This window comes from Streptomyces sp. NPDC056527 (assembly GCF_042794475.1).
Taxonomy (GTDB): domain Bacteria; phylum Actinomycetota; class Actinomycetes; order Streptomycetales; family Streptomycetaceae; genus Streptomyces.
Map to the genome: position 1 here is coordinate 14,628 of NZ_JBHTTQ010000081.1, position 19,405 is coordinate 34,032.

Here is a 19,405-nt window from a genome sequence, read left to right on the forward strand (position 1 = left end):
GTGCCCCACCGCCGTTCGGGTCATGGAGTCGATCCGCTGTCCCCCTGCGCGATGCGCTCCAGCAGCGGGGACGCCCAGTCCGGGAGGGCGGAGGCCGTGGGGCGGGGTGGGCGGGGGTCGGCGGCGATGCCGATGCCGCCCGCCGGGTCGCCGTACAGGAACCGCTGCGACCACCCGAGCCACGCGCGGACGAACTGGTTCGCGCTCCACGCGAGGGCCAGCGCCCCGCGCAGCTCGGGAACCTCGTACCAGTAGCTGGTGAGTACCACGGCACGGGAGACCGCCTCGTCCGGATCTCCCGGCCGGGAATCGGCGGTGAGCCCGGCGGCCAGCACCGATGCCGCGAAACGGTTGTCCGCGAGCAGGCCGCCGCTGTCGCAGACGACCACGTCCAGCAGCTCCGCCGGGAGGTCCACGGCGGCCCGCTCCAGCCGCGCCGGCAGCTCGGGCAGCCCCGGGTCGCCGGCCGACTCGGGACCCGGCACCACCCTCAGGTCGGCCGGCAGTCGCTCGTCCGCCGTGCGGGAGGCCAGCAGCTGGACGTAGCCCAGCGCGCGCGACGTCTGCCAGCGGCAGAGGGTGTCGAGCAGGGCGATCCGGGAAGGACGGAAGGCCAGCCGCACCGGCCAGTCGACCGCCCGGACCTCGTCCCCGAGGGCCCGCAGCTCCGGCGGCACCGGAGCCGGGAAGACCCGGCTCTGACCGGGGTCGTAGGAAGGCTCGGCACGGTAGCCCGGCCGGCCGGGCACGGGGTTCTGGGGTGTACCGCTGCGGCTACTCATTCACTTCGTCGTCCTTCGGGGTCCGCCACTTCGCGGTGTCCTTGCCGTCTCGCGGAGTGATGTAGTTGGAGAGGTCCTCCGGGTCGATGTGGTACGCGTGGATCATATGGTCCTGGCGGATGATGGCCACCGGCCTGGACGGGTCGAGGCTGCGGTCGATGATGATCCGAGCCCCTGTCGCGTCGTCGACGTAGTTGGCCGGCGACTGCAGATGGCCGCGGAGGTACTTCTCCAGTTTCACCTCGTCCGCGCCGATGCCCTCCAGATAGTGGTTCGACTTGCCGCTCTCCGCCTCGTTGAGCTGGTGGTCGACGCCCTGCGCCGCCCGGGTGCTGTCCGAGTAGGGGGCCAGCCCGAAGGGGTCGCACGACCCCTGGGGATTGGCGACGTACGACACCGGGTTGGGGGCCGCCGCCAGACCCAGCGGGTCCGGGCTCAGATAACGGCCGGTCTCGGGGTCGTACGTGCGGAAGTAGTTGTGGTGCAGGCCCGATTCGGTGTCGTAGTACTGGCCGGGGAAGCGCAGCGGCGTGTACGCCGTGGCGTCGCGGTTCCAGGCGGTGGAGCCCCACAGCGTGGACCGGCTGCGCCAGGCCGGCACGCCGTGCTCGTCGACGAGTTCGGTGGGCGCGCCCACCAGGTCGGTGACGATGGCGTAGAACCGTTCGTCCACCACCTCCTGGCCGGCCGTCAGGACCCGCTCCGTCTGCGCGAGCGGCTGCAGACCGCGATGGTCCCAGGTCACGGCGATCGCCCGGTCGTCCTCCGCCGAGGCGCTGGTCTGTTCGCACAGCACGCCGCCGTCCCAGGTGAAGACCGTTCGCTCGGCGACCTCCAGCCCGTCGGCGGCCATCCGCTCCTTGGCCGTACGGCGTCCCAACGGGTCGTACGTGTACCGCCAGCGCGTTCCGTCCGGGGTGGTGACGGCCGTGATGCGGTCCTCGGCGTCCCACTCGTAGCGCCAGGTGTCGGGCTTGCGCGAGAGCCGGGCCTTCTGACGGAGCACGACCCGGCCGAGGGCGTCGTACTCGTGACGGACCCGGCCGGCGCCGATCAGCCGGGTGCCCTCGTAGGTGCGCGGTCCGGTGGCGTCCTGGCCTCCGGGATGGGAGCCGGGCCAGGACGCGGAGGTCTGGTTGCCCGCCTCGTCGTACGCGTAGCGCTCGGTCCAGTTCTCGGCGTGCACCGCCGTCACCCGGCCCCGCGGGTCGAGATCGAAGCTGCGCGGTCCGGCCAGCAGATCGTCGACCCCGGTCAGGACCCCGTCGGACCGGTAGGTGTACCCGCGACGCTGCACCACGTCCTGCCCGGGGCCCGTGAGCCGCTGCTCCACCAGCCGGCCGGCCTCGTCCCAGGCGTGGTCGAGGGTGACGGTGTCTCCGTAGGTGCGACTGAGCTCCTGGCCCGCCGCGTCGTGCGTGAAGCCGATCCGTCGGCCGGACGTCGTCAGGGCGTCGTTGCGGCCCCCGGCGTCGTAGTCCCACGCGGCGACCGCCCCCGACGGCGTCGTCCGGCCGGTGCGGCGGCCCACGGCGTCGTAGGTGTACGTGAGGGTGCGGCCGTCGACCGTCTCCCGCACGAGCCTGCCCGCCCGGTCGCGCAGCCGGGTCAGCACACTGTCCCCCCGCACCGCGGCGGCGAGCCGGTCGAACACGTCGTACTCGTACGTCGTCACCGTGCCGCCCGCGTCCTTGCGGACGGTGTGCCCCAGGGCATCGCGGTCGAAGGTGACCTGCTGCCCGAGGGCGTCGGTGCGGGTGACGAGCCGGCCCGCCGGGTCGTAGACGTAGTCGAGCGCACGGCCGTCGAAGTCGGTCTCCTGGACGAGCCGGCCCGCCGGGTCGTAGGCGTACTCCCAGGTCATGCCCTGCGGGTTGCGGACCTGGGTCAGCCGCAACTCGGCGTCGTACGCGTACTCGTGCCGCGTGCCGTCCGCGTCGGTCCGGGCGGCCAGCAGGTCGAAGTGGGTGTACTCGAAGTGGACGGTGGCGCCTTCGGGACCGTCCGTACGGGTCAGGCAGTTGCCCTCGCCGTCGTACGTCCACGAGCGCCGGCCGCCGTCCGGACCCGTCCGGTGCAGCGGCTTGCCCTCGACCGTCCACTCCATGCGCGTGACCGCGCCCAGGGGATCGGTGACCGCCGTGGCCCGCCCGAAGGCGTCCCGCTCGTACGTCGTGGTGGCGCCGAGCCGGTCGGTGACCGCGAGCGGCAGCCCCGCCCGGTCGGTGCGGACCCGCGTGACCACTCCCAGGGGGTCGGTCACGGTGCTGAGGTGGCCGCGTTCGTCGTGGCCGAATCGGGTGACCGTTCCGTCGGGACGGCTGACCGAGGTGCGGTTTCCGCGCTCGTCGTAGGTCTGGCGGACGACCGAGCCGTCCACGGCGACGACCTTCACCGGCCGGCCGCGCTCGTCGTACTCGGCGCGCGCCTCCCGGCCGTCGGGCCGGACGTAGGAGACCAGGCGGCCGACGTCGTCGTAGGCGGTGCGGGTGGTGTGGCCGAGCGGGTCGGTGTGCGCGGTGCGCCGGCCCCGGTGGTCGTACTCGTACCGGGTGACGGCGCCGAGCGGGTCGGTCTCGGCCACCACCCGGTACCGGTCGTCGATCAGGTAGTGGCGGGTGTGCCCGGCGGCCGTGGTCACCCGCGTCACCCGGAGGCCGGTCTGCGGGTCCGCGTCGTCGTAGCGGAAGGTGAGGGCGATGTGGCCCGCCTCGCCGCCCTCGGCGATACACCGGTCGAGATCGTCGTAGGCGTACTCGTAGCGGCGGTCGTTCGTGTCGGTCCACGAGGTGATGCGGGTGCGGTCGTCATAGGTGAACCGCAGAGGCAGCCCGGAGGAGTTGGTGACCTCCGTCAGGTTCCCGTCGGTGTAGCCGTACGCGAGGACGCGGCCGCCGCCGGTCAGATGCAGGGCGGTGATCCGCCCGTCGGAGGTCTCGAAGCGCAGGTCGTAGCCGCCGGAGTGGACCATGCCCAGCGGAGTGCCGTGTTCGTCGTACTCGAAGGTGACGTGGTGGCCGCCCAGGGCGTCGAGCTGGACGATCCGCGCGATGCCGTTCTCGGCGCCGTCCGTCGGCGGGGCGAAGCGGCGGACGTCGCCCGTCAGAGGATCGGTCAGTGTCCAGTCGCCGTCGGCGGTGCGCTCCAGCGGGTGACGGGGGCCCGAGGCCGACACCGGCAGCACCGGCACACCGGGCGCGGGATGCGGATAGCCGACGAGGAGGCCGTCCTCGGAGACCAGGACGACACCCTTGGCGTCGATCTCCAGGTGCTGGTCGATCGTGGACGACCAGGTCGGGCCGAACCAGCGGCCCGCCCGATAGCCCGACTCCGCACGCCGCTTGAACGCGAAGGGGAAGGCGCCGGGGAGGACGACGTCCGTCTGCGGGAGGTACATCCGGCCGGTGGCGAGGTCGACGGGGTCCGTGCCCTCACTGGACTTGTCCGGGTCGGACCGCTCGCCGTGGTGCGGGCCGTGCTTGTCCGTCTCCTTGCGGCCCGGGCCGTCCAGATCGTCCAGACGCCGGGCGGCCGATCCGCCCTTGCCCGCGGCGCCCAGACCCTTCGTACCGAGGAGTTCGGGGAGGAGCTTGCCCACGCCCTCGCTCGGGTCCTTCATGAAGTCGTCGAGCATCTGCTTGCCCGCGCCCCACGGGTCGTTGACCGTGGTGACCAGCCCGGCGGCCAGCGAGTTGAGGCTCGTCGCGTACTCGGCGGGGTGGGTCAGGTTGTACGGGTCCGTCGGGTTGACGGAGCGGACGAAGTTGACGAGGCCGGCCGTGCCCTTGAGGACGCCGCCGGTCAGATGGGTCTTGGCGAGCTCCAGGTAGTCCAGGCCGTCGGCGAGCTGCTCGGCGTACGAGGGCTTGGGCGGGGCCGCGTCCCGGGCCGCGCGGACCGCCGTGCGCGCCGTCTCGGCGACTTCGTTGCGCTGCTTGCGCGCGTTGTCGAGCTTGTCCTGGGCGGCCTTGGCCAGCGGGACGCCGGGGTCGGTGAAGTTCTCGGACGGCCTCGGCGGCAGCGTGTCCTTCTTCGCGTCGACCGCGTCGTTGTAGTCGTCGATCGACTTGTTGTAGGTGTTCCGCGCGTCCTGGGAGACCTTCTTGGCCTTGTTGTACTCCTCCAGGGCCTCCTTCGCCCTGCCCTGCGCCCACTCCACGGTGTCCGCGAACCGGTTCATCGCGTCGGCGGCCTTGCCGAAGGACTCGGCCGCCTTGAACCAGAGCGGCGGCTCCTTCGCTATGGACTCCCGGAAGGCGTCCGCCGACTCACCCTTCAGACCGTCGCCCTGCAGGGCCTTGATGCCGTTCCCGACGAGGGTGAACGAGAGCTCGAAGTCGCTCAGGTGCGAGACCTGGGCGCGGATCTTGGACGAGCTGCCGTAGACCAGTCTCTTCGGATCCTCGGTCTGACCCAGCTCCAGCTCCGCCACGTCCGCGCCGAGCTGGTTCGCGGCGGAGCGGCTCTTGTCGCGGATCCAGTCGCCCGCCTCGTCGAGACCGACGTCCTCCGCCAGGTCGGCGACCTTGTCACCGGTCCACTCGACGGCATCGCCGAGGTCCTCGGCGCGGTCCTCGGCCCAGTCCTCCACCGAGTCCGGTACGAAGTCCCTCCAGCCCATCAGTTGTCACCCCCGTCGGCCTGGTCCAGCAGGTCCTTCAACGAACCGACCTTGCCCGTGGAGGTCAGCTTGTCCCCGGTGTCCGACCAGGTCTGTTTGATGTCCTCGCGGCTCTTCTCGAAGGACTCGGCGCTGTAGTCGGGCTTGTAGACGTCGGCCCGGAAGATGTCACCCCAGGCCTTCTGCTCGATCTCGTCCTCGCTCGCATGCGGATTGCCGTACGCGGCGTTGGCCACGACCTTGAACGCGCCCTGGATGTACTGGTCCTCCTCCCACACCGAGCCGGCGGCGATGCCGAGGGCGCGCGCGAGGATGCTCGCGTTCTGCACGAGGCTGCGCACACCCCACTCCCAGCGCTCGCAGAAGTCCTCGTAGTCGGTGGCCAGAGCCATGTGCCCGGTCTCCATGCCGGTCATGGAGAGGTCGCTGAATCCGGCGCCCTGGGAGGCGCCCGCCGCGTCCGACGATTCGCGCAGCTCCGCGATGGCCGCGCGCAGGCCCTTCTGGATGCCCGCGACGGCCGCGGGCGAGATCTCCAGGTCCGGATTGCCCGCCATCAGGCGGCGTCCGTACGGTCGACGGCGCAGGCGTCGGGAACGATGCCGAGGACCGGCGGGAACACCATCGAACCGTTCTCGTCGGCCACGTTCACCGCGACTCCCGCGGGGCCGTCGACCATCGGGACGATCGCGTCGACCAGGCGTGCGCCGAGGATCGAGAGGTACTCCCACTCCCGGTCCCCGGCCCCACGCGCCCGAGCGAAGCGGGCGAGCGCCGCCTCGTCCGTGAACGCGTACAGCCAGCGGACACCGCCCTGGACCGCGGACATCAGACCTCCGTCGACCCCGGCCTCCAAAGGAGCGAGCAGCACCGCGCGCCGGAACTCGCCGACCAGGCGTCCCGGTTCCCCTCTGCCATCCCGATATGCGGCGATTTCTTCGGTCAGTTCCATGGACGCATCCCCTCCGTGCGATCAGGGCCCCTCAGGGGGACGGTACTTGGGCCCTCGACGGTTCCTCCAGGCCCAGGTGGGCTCGGCGACCGTGCAACCGGTGCCGCTCAGAGTCTGTCGGCCGCCCGGACCCGGTGGAGGTGGACGAGGAGAACCGGCAGCAGCTCGCCAACCAGCTCCGCTCGCTGCTGCGCGAGTACCACCCGCCTGCGATCGAAGCCTGGCGGGACAAGGTCGGCGCGCTGACCCGACCTGATGGTCCTCGGAGCGGCTCCCACCACCATGCGGGCCGCCGAGCTGCCCGCCTGGAACCTCCGGCTGACGCCGACCAAAGCCGGCCGCAAGCGCGGCATCACCGAGGACGCCGAACGGCTCCACACGCTCTTCCGGCAGCGTCCGCACCCGGGGTCTTGCGCATGTCCCCCCATCGTGCACAAGATCCCCTCATGCTCAGGGGATTGATCAAGGGAGACAACGCCTTCGTCCCGACGGCGGCACTGCGTGTCGCCGTCCGGAACGGCGTCGACGTCGCGGCGCTGCTCGTGACGGAACAGGGCAGGGTCCGGGGGGACGCCGACATCGTGTTCGACGGCGCTCGGGCGCACCCGTCGGGCGCGGTACGGATGTCCGCCGGCGAGGACGGCACGGTGTGGCTGGAGACAGGACTCACCTCGGTCGAGGAGGAGATCACCCGCGTCCTCGTCGTCGCGTCGACGGAGGAGGGCGCGCTGCGGGACGTGCGAGGGCTGTCCGTGGAGGTCTTCGGGCCCGACGGCGCGACGGTCGTGGGATACGAGGTGACCGACGCCGGCGGCGAGACGGCGATGGTCCTCGCGGAGCTGTACCGCCGGTCCGGCGGCTGGAAGTTCCGCGCGGTCGGCCAGGGGTACGTGGACGGGCTGACGGGCCTTGCGGTGGACCACGGGGTGGACGTGGGCGAGGAGCCGCAGGAGGCCCTGGAGCGGATCCCGACGCCTTCCCCGCCCGCTTCCCCGCCCGCTGCCCCGGCCGAGGCCCAGGCTCAGGACCTGCGCCTCACCCGGGACCAGCTCCTGGACATGACCCCGGACCAGATCCGGGCCCTGGCCCAGGCCCAAACCCAGGCCCGGGCCCAAGCGCCGGCCCAGACCCAGCCGCCGGCCCCGCCTGTGCCACGGCCCGACCCGTCGGCCTGGACGTGCGGGCCCGTCTTCGAGCCCCGCACCGTCACCGGCCGGGACAACGACGTCATCACCGTGAAGGATCTCCCGCCCGGCCCTGTCATGGTCGAACTGGCCGTGAAGGGCGGCGGCTACACGGGGCTGTGGCGCCTCGATGATTCCAACGCCAAGGGGCGTCCACTCGTCAACACCACGGAGAAGGACTTCCGGGGCCGGGTGATCGCCTCCGTCCCCGAGCACGGGCGTCTGCGCCTGCGGCTGGAGGTGAGCGACTCCTGGCAGGTGCGGATCCTGCCACTGGCGGAGGCCCGGCGTCTGACGGAGGACCGACTGGAGAGCTGGGGACCCGATGTCCTTCTCCACACCCGAGGGACGGCCGACGTCACCTTCCACTTCAAGGGCAGCAGCAATTTCATCGTCCACCTCTACCGACTGGCAGGGCACACGGACCCCGCCACGCTTCCCAGTCCCGGAAGAGCCGCCGTCAACGAGATCGGCGCACGCAGAGAGACCTTGCCGCTGCCCGAGGGCCCGCTCCTCGTCTATCTGTCGGTGGCGGACGGCCACTGGGACGCGCGTCTGAAGGACGTGCAGCCCCACAGCGGCGGCCAGGACGCCGACAGCCTGGCGAAGCTGCCCGAGCCCCGCGGGGCACTGGGCTGGCTACGCCGAGCGAGGCGCTGAGCGGCGCTGGTCGGACGGGCCCTACGGGGGCAGCGCCCGGACGCTGCCCCCTTTCCGCCTCCGTGCGGGTTCAGGCCAGATCGGCGGCCATCCCGCCCTGCGGCTGCCCCCGATGCAAGCCGGACGCCCAGTGACCGCACCCTGCGGCCAGCGCGTCCTGGCGCCCGAATGCCAGCTCGGCGAGTGACCCCTTGCACGGGTAGCAGCAGCGCCCCCTGGCCACCACGGGTTTCACAGACCCAGGTCTCTAACTCCGCATGGAGGCCCAGGCGCTCGCGGCCGGGAGGGGCCATGGCCTCCGGCCGCGACCTGGCCGTCGGCGCCTGCCGTCACGCACCGCATCACATCGACGGAGAATGTGGCACGCGGTGTAACACTCGCTGATCTCTGTTCCTACCGCAGCCCCGCACGGGCACAGCCGGTTCAGGCCGCTCTCTCCATGCCGGGCCGCAGCAGCCTGTGTGGTCTCCCTCAAGGTCGGGCGACAGGTCAGGCGCGTCGTCGGGATGGAGAACGATCGTGTTTCGGGGACCTGCGGAAGTCAGGATCAGGACTGCATTCGAGAGCCGACACCTGCGGATCCCGGTCCAGCGTGACCTGCGTACGCATTGCCCCGACGAAGCCGTACTGGGATGGCGGCCGGGGCGGCCTCCCCGCCGTGGCCACCGCTCGCCCCGCCGCCAGGTGCGCCGTCCGTCCTCGTTGCACTCTTCTTCGAGTTCCGGATCGCCGGGGTCTGACCGACGTCAGCCGGCTCCACCCTCGTCCCGAACCCACGGCTGATGCGGCAGGTGCGTCACGCCACGCCGTGCAGGTTCTTGGCGGTCGGTGAGGTCTGCACCGTGGCCGGGTCCGGATAGGTCCCGAGCAGGCGATCGGCGCTGGCGGTCGTCGTGACCGTGAACCAGTAGTGCTCGTTCTTGTAGTGGTGCAGCCGATGGTTGCGCCAGACCGCCTTGTAGGCCCTGCTCCGCGGCCGGTAGTCACTGTGGATCAGGTAGTGCGTCCACTCGTAGACGAGCCCTGCCACCGCCACAGTCACCATGAACGTCAGGGCCTGGCCCAGTCGCGGGAAGGCGATGAGGGCCGCCGCGTTGTAGCCCACGATGACCCAGACGAGGGCCTTCCAGGGGATGAAGACCAGGGGGACTTGGCGCGGGTCGACGTGGTGTTCGCGGTGCTTCCTCGCCAGAAGGGTGTCCAGGACGACTCCGGCGACCTTCCTCGGACGCCAGTGCAGCACGAAGACGTGGATCAGCCACTCGAGGAGCGGAAACAGCAGGATCAGGATGGCCGGGGCGTACGCGTCGTCGATGCGCCAGTCCCACATGGCGACCCTGCAGGCAAGCACTGTCACCAAGACACCACTGATCATCCACGGTGAGGGGTAGTGCCAGAAGGCCCGGAAGACGCTTCCCAGCGTGACCTCGGTCCGGCGGGGCGACGACTGCCCGGCCTCGTCAGCCCGAACGCGGGCACGGGCGGCCTCGCCTGAGGTCCCGTCAGCGAGTGCCCGCTTCCGTATGAGGGTTCTACGCAGGTTCATGACTCTCCTCGAGTTGATCGATGACGTCGATCAGGGCCTCGGTCGCCGGGCGCAGCAGATCCTCTGCGCGGGTGCGCGCCGCAGTCGCGTCGCCTCGGACGATCGCGTCGATCAGAGCGGTGTAGGCGTCGGTCCGGTCCACCTCCGCGGCCATGACGTGCGCCAGAGCCTCCAGGGCGGGCTCGTAGGCCGCTCGGAGGCTGTTGAACATCAGGCGGAAGGTCACCGACTCGGCCGCATCCGTGACGTGCTCCCAGAAAGTCAGGGCATGGCGCTGCCTGTTCACGGGATCGGTGTCGTCGTCGAGCGCTCGGACGGCGGTCCGCAGCGGAGCGGCGAGAGCCGGGCCCCTGCGCCGTGCCGCGAGTTCCGCGATCTTCGGGCCGACGTGGAGCCGTGCCTCCAGGATGCTGCGGGCGACTCCCAGGTCGATGTCGCCTCCGGCGAACAGGAGGCGAGGGAGCAGATCGAGGCCACCCGCTCTGCGGATGTCCCGAACGGTGGTGGTGTCACCCTGGCGGACTTCCACCAGGCCGGCGTGTGCGAGTCGTTGCAGCGCTTCCCGTACCGCGGGACGTGAGACGCCGAGGACTTCCGCGAGGCGTCGCTCGCTGGGGAGGCTTTCGCCGGGGGCGATGCTGCCACTCACGAGTTCCCCGAAGAGCTGGTCGAACACTTCGTCAGGAACCGAGCGTCGGTTGACCGGTTGCAGAGGAGGCATGCGGGGACCCTACGAGCACAGAGGACTGATGGTCTAGTGGTAAGACCAGTCGAGTTGGAATCCATGACTCAGGAACATCCCGTCCGGTCCACCAGGAGCCGCGAGTGGATCCGGGGGCTCAGGGCCTGTCTCCTCTTGTTCGGGGCTCCCCGACGGTCGCTATCTCGGGTTCGTCGACGGCGATGGGCGGGCATGCCCCGCCGGGGTGCGCGGCGTGCTGGGGAGCCCGTATCGCTCCTCGCACCACACCGCGGTCCCGGCGGACACAGAACGGTGTCAGCGGTGGCGCTTGAGGCCCCGACCGGCACCGATCCCCGCCACATGAAGGGCGAGGGCGGTCAAACCGAGCAGCGTCACGTTCGCGGAAGAGAACGCGTCGTTGGTGCCGATGTCCGCCGCGTTGATCAGCCAGGCGATGAAGAACAGCACCGCAGCCACTATGCCAAGCATGAACAGCTCCTCTCCAAGGGTGCTGTCCGTCTGCCCCCATATCACCGATGCAGGCTGCGGCACAGGTTACGGTCGGAGGTGGCGAGGCGGACGACTAGCGGTGCCCGGCCCGCCCTGGTGCCGCCAAGGATCGCCCCGCGAGGATGTCCAGGACCCCCTTCGGTCGACCAGCCACCGGGCCTTCCCGCCAGGTCCCGCCTTGCACTCCTGCACGGTGCCGTTGGCCATACTGCCCGGCGTTGCGCATACTTACTCCGCGGTAACCCGCCCCCTGCCAGGAGGAGCCCGATGCCTCGGTCCGCCCGTCCCGCTCTCCTGCTCGCCGGCCTGCTGGCCGCCGCGGGCATCGCGCACTTCGTCGCACCCCGGCGGTTCGACGCCACCGTGCCGAAGGCGCTGCCCGGCAGCCCCCGGGCCTGGACGCAGGCGAGCGGCGCCGCCGAACTGGTGCTGGCCGCGGGGCTCGCGAATCCGGCGACGCGCCAGGCCAGCGCCCGGGCGACGGCGCTCTTCTTCGTGGCCGTCTTCCCGGCCAACGTGAAGATGGCATACGACTGGCGCAACCGCCCCACCGCGGCCAAGTCCCTCGCCTACGCGCGCCTCCCCCTCCAGGTGCCCCTCATCCTCTGGGCCAGGAAGGCGGCCCGCACCGGGCAGTGAGCGCCGAAGGGCCGCCTCCCAGCAGCAATGTGACGGCTGGTCGCCGGCGCTCTCCTCGCCGGATGGAAGGCAGTACGGGGCCCTCTCGGAACATGCGGTCCGGGTCGTGCTTGAACCTCTCGGGTGCGAACGCGCAGTTGATGCGCTGACAGTCGCACTCGGTCGAGTCCCCGGGCTCCTTGCCGATTCCGTGGTTCCGGGCTGGTGCGACGCGGGATGGGGCTGCCCGCACATCATCCCAAGACCCTCCTCGTGCTCGGCTCTCGGCGTGACGGGTGCCTTCGGCAGCTCGATGCCACAGCCGCCCGCGTGTCACGCCGGTCGGCAGAACCGGATGCCCCCCGCGCGTGTCAGGGGGTGGCCCGGTTGCCAGTCACCGTCCTCCAGCTGCCTGCGTTCACCGTGAACACCGTCAGCCGGGGGTTGACCGTGTCGCCGAACGTGTTGAACGCGACGGGGCCGGTGACCCCTTCGAAGGTCGATCCGGCGACGGCCTGCGGCAGCTTCGCGCGGGCGTCGTCGGGGAGGGTGCCGCCGTTGGCGGTGACGACCGCCTTCACCGCCTCGATGAGGGTCCAGGTCGCGTCGTAGGCATAGGGGCCGTACCAGCCGGCCGGCTCCGGGTAGTTCGCCTTCTGGTAGCGGGCGAGGAAGTCCTGCCCTGCCTCCGACTCCTCGGCGGGCACCCCGATGTTGGTGGCGAGGTCGCCCTCGGCCTCGGGGTTCGCCGTGAGGTACTGCTGGTCGAAGATGCCGTCGCCACCCATCACGGGGACGTTCACCCCCGCCTGCTTGAGCTGTCGGGAGAGCGGCGCCGCGGTGTCGTAGTAGCCACCGAAGTAGACGGCGTCGGCGCCCGAGGACCGCACCCTCACGGCAAGGCCGTCGAATGCACGCTCATCGGGATCGACCTGCTCGGTGCCGACGACGCTCCCGCCAAGCCTGGTGAACTCGGCCGTGAGACCGGTGGTGAGAGCGGTGCCGTGGGCGCTCGCGTCGTCGATCACGTAGAGCTTGGTCTTCTTCGCCGCATGCAGGTACCTGGCGGCGAAGGGCCCTTGGTCGACGTCCGTGGCGAGCGTGCGGAAGTAGGTGGAGTGAGGGCGGGACCTGGGACCGTCGGCCCAGTCGGTGCCCAGGGTCAGGGTGGGATCGGTGTTGCCCGGGGACACGTTGACCATGCCCGCCTCCGCGAGCGGCGGTACCAGGGTTCGGGCGACACCCGAGTTGAGAGGGCCGACGACCCCCAGCACCTTCTCGTCGGACACGAACTCGGCCGCGTTGGGCGCGCCCTTGACCGGGTCGGCGCCGTCGTCCAGGGCCTTGATCTCGAACGTCACGCCGGGGACGTGCCGCGACTCGTTGGCGGTCCTGGCCGCCAGGTCGGCGGAGTTCTTCATACCGGCGCCCATCGAGGACAGTCCACCGCTCAGTGGCGCGTCCACCCCGATCACCACCGTGACAGTGGAGTTCCCCGCGCCGCCGGCTGCCCCGCGACGGCCTGCTTCGTCGTCGCGGTTCAGGGTCCAGGTCAGGACGGAGCCCGCGGTGAGCACGGCCAACGCCGTGCCCAGGATCGCGGAGCGCCGGGTGAGACCACGCCGCCGGGCGGCGGTCCCATCACCGTGCCGCGAATCGACCGTCGCATCGAGCGTGACCGGGTCCCCGCCAGGAGGTGTGGGTACGGGTGTGGCGGCCGGCCGGTCATGCACGGGGCCGTCCGGGGTACCGGCCGCGGACCCTCGGTCCAGGACGGTGGGGGTCGGGGGCGTGGGAGCCTGCTGCGGCATTGTCGGGGCGGAGGCCTGCTCCGCCGCCGCGTCCGGAGCCGGCGCGGGGGCCGACCGGGGGTCGGGCGTGGGTACGGGGTCGGGTTCGGCGTCGCGGTCGGACGGCGCGCCCGGCCCGGCAGACTCGTCGGCCCGGCGCGGCGAGGCCCGCAGTACGGACGCGAGCATCTCGGCCGCTTCCGCCGCACCCACGCGCTGCGACGGGTCCTTCGTCAGGAGCGCGTCCAGCGCGGGGGTCAGTGGACCGGCGTGGACCGGTGGTCGGTGCGGGCTGGTGAAGACGGCCACGGCAAGGGCGTGGAGCCCGACCGCGTCGAACGGCGGGTGCCCCTCGACGGCGTGGTAGAGGGTGGCACCGAGCGCCCACAGGTCGTTGGCCGGGGTCGGGCGCTTGCCTTCGAGCTGCTCCGGCGGCATGTACTGCGGCGTGCCGATGACGATCCCGCTGTGGCTCAGCCTGGTCGTGGCGTCCGCGAGGTACGCGATGCCGAAGTCGGTGAGGACGACACGGTCCTTGGTCAGCAGCACGTTGTCCGGCTTGATGTCGCGGTGGACGATCCCCGCCCCGTGCGCCTCGGCCAGCGCGTCGAGCATGGCGACGCCGATCTCGGCCACCCGACGTACGGGCAGTCGCCCGCGTTCACCGATGACAGCCGCCAGGGACCGGCCGCGGATGAGCTCCATGATGATGACGGGGGCGCCGTGGTGCTCCACCACGTCGTGGACGGTGATGACCCCGGGGTGGCTGAGAGTGACCGCTGCGCGGGCCTCGCCCGCGAACCGCCTGAGCAGCGCGGCGCGGTCGTCGTCCTCCAGGCCCGGGGGGAAGACGATTTCCTTGACGGCGACCTCGCGTCCGAAGAGCTGCTGGTCCAGGCCGCGCCAGACCCGGCCCATACCGCCCTGGCCGATGCGTTCCACCAGCTGGTACCGGCCGGCGACAAGTTCGGGATTCTGCTCGGTCACGCGCACACTCTAGGTCCTGCTGAGCCACTCGGGTGGCGGAAAGAAGGCGTGATCACGCCCCACGGTGACGAGGAGACGACGGGTCCGGCCGTGGGGTGCGACGGGGGAGCCGCGGCAGCTCGCACAGCCTGACCTTGCACCCCGCCACGGGCCTCGGCGCCGCAGGGAATGCCTGCGTCAGTGGACACGCGGATGCGGATCGGTCCCTGTACGTCTGCCGGTTCGACCGGGGCCGCCGGGTCCACGGCGGCGGATCGCACGTCCGTGGCGCCCGGCGGCCGTCCCGGGGACGGTGTCACCCTCGTCGGGCGCCGAACACCTGCGTCCAGTAGGGGCCGCCCTCGTCGTGGATGCCGATCCCGATCTCCTTGAAGTCGCAGTTGAGGATGTTCGCGCGGTGGCCGGGGCTGTTCATCCAGGACTCCATCACCTGGGCCGGGGTGCGCTGGCCCATGGCGATGTTCTCGCCGTACGTCGACCAGGGGTACCCGGCCGCCGTGACGCGCTCGCCAGGTCCGTCGCCGTCAGGGTTGGTGTGGTCGAAGTAGTCGCGCGCGGCCATGTCGTCGGAGTGGCCCTGGGCCGCCCTGTTCAGGGTCGAGTTCGCCGTGAGCGGGCCGCACCCGGCCTTGGCGCGCTCCGCGTTGACCAGGCTGACGACCTGGTCGACGGCCGAGCCCGAGCCGGAGTCGCCCTGCCTGCTCGCACCCGAACCCGAGCCGCTGCCGGAATCGGTGCCGGCCTTCGTGCGCTTGGGCTTGGGCGCCGAGGTGCGGGGCGTGGTCGTCTTCGCCGCATCGGGCGCCGCGGTGCGGGTCGGCGGCGTGGTCGTGGCCTTGGCGCTGGGCGATGTCGAGGCAGAGGCGGAAGCGGAGGGCGACACCGTCGAGGGGGTCGAGGTGAGGCCGGTGGCCTCCTGCGCGGACGGAAGGTCCGGGGCCGGCGCCGCCGCGCGGTTCACTTCGAGGGCATCGCCGTCTGCCCCGCGGCCGCCACTCAGGTAGAAGGACCCGCCGGTGAGCGCCACGACCGCCATGCCCGCGGTGACGACGACCCTGCGCCGGTTGCGCTCCCGCTCCTGGCGGCGGCGACGGCGGGCGTTCCGTGCTCCGCGCGCACCGGGCACAGCCGCCTGGGCGGCTGCACCGGGGGAGCCGAGCACCGAGGGCGCCTCCTCCGGCATGCCCGGGGGGCGCGTCAGGTCGACCGAGGCGATGTGGTTGTACCGGTCGGTGTCGTGGTTCTGATCGCTCCAGTCGGCTCGGCCCTCCGTGGCGTACTGCCACGGTTCGCCGTGCGGCTCCGGCGTCTCGTACGCATCCGGTGTCCGGGTCGCCGCCTGCGGGGCGGCCGCGGTCGCCGCGAGCGCCCATGCGGCGGACTCGCGGACCCCGGCGAGCAGCGGCGTCGGCGGAGGGACCAGGGGCAGCCCGGCCAGCAGCGCTTCCAGGGGCACCAGGCCTCGCCAACGGGCGGAGCACTGGGCGCAGCCGCCGGCGTGCCGGGCGAGGTGCTCGCGCCACGCGGCGCAGGGGCGGCCGTCCCAGGTCCCCGCCTCGTATCCGAGGGCCGGGCAGAGCGGGTTCGCCGACACCGCACCGACGACGACCCTGGCCGCGTCGAGCCGCGCCCGCAGGCTCTCCACGCCTCCCGCCGTGTGCTCGACGGGCCACTGCAGGGCCGCCGCGATCTCGTACCGGCTCAACTCGCCCACGCACTCCAGCCACCACAACGCCAGGAGAACGCCGTCGTCCGGCTCGATCCAGCGCGCCGCCTCGGCGGCCTCGCGCTCCTGCCCCGACAGGTGGAGGCGCCCGACGGTCAGGTCCGCGAAGTCCGGCCCGGGCAGGGGGAGGTCATCGGCATCGACGAGGAGCCGGGACCGCTGGATGTGTGTACGGACACCGTCCACGGCGATGGCCACCAGCCACGGCCGGAACTCGTCCGGGTCCCGTAGGCCGCCCAGTCCGTCGAGGGCCCGCAGCATCGTCTCCTGCACGAGGCCGTCGACGTCGTGGTGTCCGTTCAGCGCACGGCCCACGACGTTGTAGACCAGGGGCACGTGGGTGGCGATCATCGGGTCCCGTGCCCACGGGTCGCCGTTCATCGCCGCCCTGACCAGCTCCCGACCCTGGGCCTGCTCCCTGCTTATGCCCTGATTCACGCTGCCTGTCCTGCCTGTTGACGATGCCGACACAGGGGAGACGTCGGCATGGGCACCGGATAACAGAATCCTGTCCGCGCCCCGTATGACGTGGGTCACGTGGCGTCGTGCCCGACGCCGCACCATGGAGTCCTGCGGCGGTCGACGGCCCGACGGGCTGTGGACACCTGTCCGATCGCGCCCCTGACTCTGCGATGCCTCGGAGGCGGTGGGAAGGGGATCGGCCGAGGGACGACCGCGTCTTCGAGCTCAGGTACGCGCGCGCACGTACCTGCCGGTCTTCATGGAATGTCGGGCCAAGGATCCGCTCCTCTCCGACAGTTGAGGCGAACGCCATGCTTGACAGTCGGCGGCTACCACCCGCCTGAACAGCGCGCCGCGGCCATGGGTCGTGGCTTGGTGCGGGCAAGTCAGTCGAGGACTGCGACGGCCTCGATCTCGACCAGGTGCTCGGGAACGTCCAGCGCTGCCACACCGATCAGCGTGGCCGGCGGCACCGGCTCCACCCCCAGCTTCCCTGCCGCCCGGGAGACCCCGTCCATGAGCAGTGGCATCTTGCCGGGTGTCCAGTCGACGACGTAGACGGTCAGCTTCGCCACGTCGCGAAAGGTCCCCCCGACGGCGGCCAGGGCAGCGGAAATGTTGAGGTAGCACTGCTCCACCTGAGCGGCGAGGTCGCCGTCGCCGACCGTGCCCCCTTCGGCGTTCACCGCAACCTGCCCGGCGATGAAGACCATCCTCGAGCCGGATGCGACCGCGACCTGACGGTAGGCGTCGACGGTGGGCAATCCATCGGGGTTCACCAGGGTGATGGCCATGCTTCCTGCCTCCTCGTGCTCTCTTGTGGTTACTCGGAAACCGTAGGAGAGTGGCGGCCTACCTGGAAGAACGCACTTTTCGGTGACTGGGGAACCTCGTGGTGACCAAGCAGCTCAAGGGCTCGGGCCCGGCCAAGGACGAGGCCGACGTGACGCGGGCAGACTCACTGGCGCGCGAGATCTTCTCCGATATCGCCAACAAATGGGCCCTTCTGATCATCGAAGCGCTGGGTGACAGGACCCTGCGGTTCACCGAGTTGAGGGGCGAGGTCGAGGGCATCAGCCACAAGATGCTCACGCAGAACCTGCGCCTGCTGGAGCGCAACGGCCTGGTCGACCGGACCGTGCATCCCACAGTGCCGCCACGCGTCGAGTACACCCTCACGGAGCCAGGCCGTGAGCTGCGCGCGACCGTCGACGGCATGTGCGACTGGACCCACCGCTACCTCACCGACATCGAGACCGCCCGCCACCGCTTCGACAGCCCCTGACGGGCCTCACCCACGTCGCGCCGACGCGGGAGGAGGCGGCGTGGGCGGCGGGCCGGTCTGCTTGCCGGGAATCGGATCGCCATCAACGGGGTTGGTGGTGCATGAGCCGTTAATTGGAGGGTCATGCGAGCGATTCAGGTGTACGAAGTGGGCGGTCCCGAGGTGCTGCAGGAGGCCGAGGTGGACCAGCCGCGGCCGGGTCCGGGCGAGGCGGTCGTGGAGGTCGCCGCATCCGGGGTCAACTTCCTCGACGTCTACCACCGCGAAGGCCGGTACAGCCTCCCGCTGCCCTTCACCCCGGGCACTGAGGGCGCCGGCACGGTCGTCGAAGTCGGACCCGGCGTCGCTGACGTCGCAGTCGGGGACCGGGTCGGTTGGGTGGAGATACCCGGCACGTATGCCGAGCGGGCCGTCGTGGACTCCTCCCGGCTGGTGCCGCTGCCCGACGACATCGGCTTCGAGACAGCCGCCGCCGTGCTCCTCCAAGGCATGACCGCGCACTATCTCGTCAAGGACGCCTACCCGGTTCAGGGGGGCGACACGGTGCTCGTGCATGCGGCTGCTGGTGGCATGGGGCTGCTTTTGACCCAGCTCATCACCCATCTCGGCGGCAGGGTGATCGGCACGACGTCGACCACGGCGAAGGCCGAGCTGGCGAAGCGTGCCGGGGCCGCTGAGGTGATCCTTTCCTCCGCAGTCGACGATCTCGCAGCCGAGGTGAGGCGGCTCAACGGCCGTCAGGGACTGCCGGTTGTCTTCGACGGCGTCGGCGCGCACACCTTCGATGCGAGCCTCGCCAGCCTGCGAACCCGCGGCCATCTCGTGCTCTTCGGCGCGGCAAGTGGCGCCGTGCCGCCGTTTGATCCGATGCGGCTCGCCCACGGCGGTTCGCTGACCCTGATCCGGCCCAGCCTCGGGGACTTCATCGCCGATCGGTCCGAACTGCTCCGACGGGCCGCCGATGTGTTCGAGTGGGTGCGCTCCAAGGCGCTTGAGGTCACCGTGACGGGCCGCTACGCATTGTCCGAGGCCGCCCAGGCCCACAGCGATCTGGAGGCTCGGCGTACCACCGGCAAGCTGCTCGTCGTACCCGATGCGGCCGCTATTGGACGCCGCGAGGAGACGCAGAGCTGATCGCGGGTGACGAGGTCGGGGATCTTGGAGACTGAGATGTCGAGGGCATGGCCGACCGTCATCGCCAAGATCCCCGACAGCGTCAGGCACTCAGCAGGCCAAGATCAAGTTCTGGCGGGTTCCTGGCGTATCCGGGTCACACCCCTTCAAGATCCCTCAGCCGAGACCTGGCTCACCCGTCCACAACCTCCCGGGACAGAACAGCTAGGGCGCGTATCGAGTCGTGATCATCGGGTGGTCCTGGTGAGGTCTTTGGTCCAGATCATCGAGGCGTGCAGGTGGAGACTGGCGAGGTAGCCGTCGGGAGTCTTGATGCCCCTATGGATGTCAAGCGGCGACGCTGGCGGGTCCTGTCTGGTCAGCCGGAGTGCTCGCTGGGACGAGAAGTCGGTAGATCTCTCGTGCGACGTAGCGTTTGAGGCAGCGGATGATCTCGCGGCGTGTCTTGCCCTCGGTCAGACGTCGT

General features: G+C 71.0%; 14 protein-coding genes. 4 read left to right on the top strand and 10 right to left on the bottom strand.

The features are described 5' to 3' along the window. Positions 1 to 20: 20 nt before the first annotated feature. The 4 genes from ACFQ7Q_RS28740 to ACFQ7Q_RS28755 are packed head-to-tail and all read right to left on the bottom strand — an operon-like array spanning position 21 to position 6,355. Positions 21 to 782 (bottom strand): hypothetical protein, encoded by a 762-nt coding sequence (locus ACFQ7Q_RS28740; protein WP_383560066.1) that lies wholly within the window; start codon positions 780 to 782, stop codon positions 21 to 23. Beyond that, positions 775 to 5,403 carry a putative T7SS-secreted protein gene (locus ACFQ7Q_RS28745; protein ID WP_383560067.1) on the bottom strand — a complete coding sequence of 1,543 codons (4,629 nt, stop codon included), beginning with the start codon at positions 5,401 to 5,403 and terminating at the stop codon, positions 775 to 777. Before ACFQ7Q_RS28745 ends, ACFQ7Q_RS28740 begins: the two co-directional genes overlap by 8 nt. Beyond that, positions 5,403 to 5,960: a hypothetical protein gene (locus ACFQ7Q_RS28750; RefSeq protein ID WP_383560069.1), complete on the bottom strand. Its 558-nt coding sequence runs from the start codon at positions 5,958 to 5,960 to the stop codon at positions 5,403 to 5,405. Before ACFQ7Q_RS28750 ends, ACFQ7Q_RS28745 begins: the two co-directional genes overlap by 1 nt. Further along, entirely contained in the window at positions 5,960 to 6,355 is a 396-nt protein-coding gene (locus ACFQ7Q_RS28755) for an SseB family protein (protein WP_383560071.1), read from the bottom strand. Before ACFQ7Q_RS28755 ends, ACFQ7Q_RS28750 begins: the two co-directional genes overlap by 1 nt. A gap of 446 nt (positions 6,356 to 6,801) precedes the next feature. Between ACFQ7Q_RS28755 and ACFQ7Q_RS28760 the strand changes: the two genes are divergently transcribed. Next, entirely contained in the window at positions 6,802 to 8,199 is a 1,398-nt protein-coding gene (locus ACFQ7Q_RS28760) for a TerD family protein (protein WP_383560073.1), read from the top strand. 796 nt (positions 8,200 to 8,995) lie between these two features. Here ACFQ7Q_RS28760 and ACFQ7Q_RS28765 read toward each other — a convergent pair. The 3 genes from ACFQ7Q_RS28765 to ACFQ7Q_RS28775 all read right to left on the bottom strand — a co-directional run bounded on the left by ACFQ7Q_RS28765 (position 8,996) and on the right by ACFQ7Q_RS28775 (position 10,916). Beyond that, entirely contained in the window at positions 8,996 to 9,556 is a 561-nt protein-coding gene (locus tag ACFQ7Q_RS28765; protein ID WP_383560075.1) for a sterol desaturase family protein, read from the bottom strand. A 175-nt stretch (positions 9,557 to 9,731) separates the two neighbouring features. Then, positions 9,732 to 10,466, bottom strand: a complete 735-nt coding sequence (locus ACFQ7Q_RS28770; protein ID WP_383560076.1) for a FadR/GntR family transcriptional regulator — start codon at positions 10,464 to 10,466, stop codon at positions 9,732 to 9,734. A 276-nt stretch (positions 10,467 to 10,742) separates the two neighbouring features. After that, on the bottom strand, positions 10,743 to 10,916 hold the full coding sequence (locus tag ACFQ7Q_RS28775) for a hypothetical protein (RefSeq protein WP_383560077.1): 174 nt from the start codon (positions 10,914 to 10,916) through the stop codon (positions 10,743 to 10,745). A 288-nt stretch (positions 10,917 to 11,204) separates the two neighbouring features. Here ACFQ7Q_RS28775 and ACFQ7Q_RS28780 point away from each other — a divergent pair, with 288 nt between their 5' ends. After that, positions 11,205 to 11,576: a hypothetical protein gene (locus tag ACFQ7Q_RS28780; RefSeq protein ID WP_383560078.1), complete on the top strand. Its 372-nt coding sequence runs from the start codon at positions 11,205 to 11,207 to the stop codon at positions 11,574 to 11,576. Between the two features lie 350 nt (positions 11,577 to 11,926). Here the strand turns inward: ACFQ7Q_RS28780 and ACFQ7Q_RS28785 are convergent, their stop codons facing one another. The 3 genes from ACFQ7Q_RS28785 to ACFQ7Q_RS28795 form a co-directional block, all read right to left on the bottom strand. Next, on the bottom strand, positions 11,927 to 14,332 hold the full coding sequence (locus ACFQ7Q_RS28785) for a bifunctional serine/threonine-protein kinase/ABC transporter substrate-binding protein (protein ID WP_383560080.1): 2,406 nt from the start codon (positions 14,330 to 14,332) through the stop codon (positions 11,927 to 11,929). A 295-nt stretch (positions 14,333 to 14,627) separates the two neighbouring features. Next, the gene (locus ACFQ7Q_RS28790) at positions 14,628 to 16,496 is read right to left on the bottom strand and encodes a CAP domain-containing protein (protein WP_383560081.1); all 1,869 of its coding nucleotides are present in this window, start codon (positions 16,494 to 16,496) and stop codon (positions 14,628 to 14,630) included. A 410-nt stretch (positions 16,497 to 16,906) separates the two neighbouring features. Continuing rightward, complete coding sequence (locus ACFQ7Q_RS28795; RefSeq protein WP_383560082.1) at positions 16,907 to 17,314, bottom strand: RidA family protein; 408 nt, start codon at positions 17,312 to 17,314, stop codon at positions 16,907 to 16,909. Between the two features lie 98 nt (positions 17,315 to 17,412). Here ACFQ7Q_RS28795 and ACFQ7Q_RS28800 point away from each other — a divergent pair, with 98 nt between their 5' ends. Next, a complete protein-coding gene (locus ACFQ7Q_RS28800; protein ID WP_376442300.1) occupies positions 17,413 to 17,805 on the top strand; it encodes a winged helix-turn-helix transcriptional regulator in 393 nt (130 codons plus the stop codon). Positions 17,806 to 17,928: 123 nt separating this feature from the next. Continuing rightward, a complete protein-coding gene (locus ACFQ7Q_RS28805; protein WP_383560083.1) occupies positions 17,929 to 18,939 on the top strand; it encodes a quinone oxidoreductase family protein in 1,011 nt (336 codons plus the stop codon). The last annotated feature ends 466 nt before the right edge of the window (positions 18,940 to 19,405 follow it).